Genomic DNA, 1,078 nt, shown 5'->3' with positions numbered 1-1,078 from the left:
ATTATCTTACTAGCCCCTGCAGTCTGGGCACGGAGCACTCAACCCTGGTATCAGCGTTTTGCGCTGTTTGTCGCCGTACATACATTCCCTGGCTGGAAACCTACAGGGGAAAGTCTTGGTGTGGTTGCCACCGATAATGTTGAAGCGCTGATCGCGATGAGCCAAGACCCTCTCGTTATCAAAGAGACGAGAATTGATGCTATTTATGGATTAACTAACTTGATGGACTTAGCGCTTGAGAACGCGTCAGCAATACAAACGCCCGCCCTCGTACTATACGGGCTCAAGGACGAAGTCATTCCCAAAACACCTACTTGCGAAATGCTCAAACGAATGGAAAGCCAAGTTAACCATCAGCTTAAACTTTATACCAATGGCTACCATATGCTAAGTCGCGACCTACAAGCAGCGCGCGTTTTCAAAGACATGACAGCTTGGATGGATGACCAAAACGGGTTTGAATCATCCTCGATTGAAGAACTCTATTGCGGGCAGTAAATGCTTAGCCTTGCTTAGCGGTCAGTTTAACCTGCATAGAGGTATAGCCTTTCACGAAATTCGATTGGACATATTCGGGCTCTGATAACACTTCTATATCATCAAAGCGTGATAGCAACTCTTCCCACAGGATCTTAAGTTGCATTTCAGCCAGTCGATTCCCCATGCAACGATGCACGCCGAATCCAAAAGACAAATGTTTGCGTGCATTTTTACGGTCGATGATGAATGCATCTGGATTCTCAATCGCACGCTCGTCCCGATTCCCCGACGCATACCACATCACGACTTTGTCGCCTTTTTTAATCGTTTGACCATGTAACTCAACATCTTGCGTCGCGACCCTGCGCATATAAGCTAAAGGCGTCTGCCACCGAATGATTTCACTAACCATATTAGGTATCAAACTTGGATCAGCTTTTAGTTTTGCGAACTCATCAGGGAACTGATTCAACGCAAACACACCGCCAGTCATGGAATTACGCGTTGTGTCGTTCCCACCGACAATCAATAAAGCCATGTTCCCTAAAAACTCCATAGGTCGATCAATCATGTCTTTCGTGTTGTCATTGGTTAGCAG

At 46.2% G+C, this 1,078-nt stretch carries 2 protein-coding genes; one reads left to right on the top strand and one right to left on the bottom strand.

Annotated features, from left to right (window positions below; translation table 11 throughout):
- Window positions 1-498 (top strand): serine aminopeptidase domain-containing protein (locus A3762_RS16955; RefSeq protein WP_197469332.1); only part of this gene is annotated, 498 nt, incomplete at its 5' end.
- Between the two features lie 4 nt (window positions 499-502).
- Here A3762_RS16955 and A3762_RS16950 read toward each other — a convergent pair.
- Window positions 503-1,078: cytochrome P450 (locus tag A3762_RS16950; protein ID WP_156493541.1), on the bottom strand; the 576-nt coding region annotated here is incomplete at its 5' end.

The sequence above is a fragment of the Oleiphilus sp. HI0125 genome (genome assembly GCF_001635355.1).
This window is presented reverse-complemented; position numbering and strand designations above follow the sequence as displayed.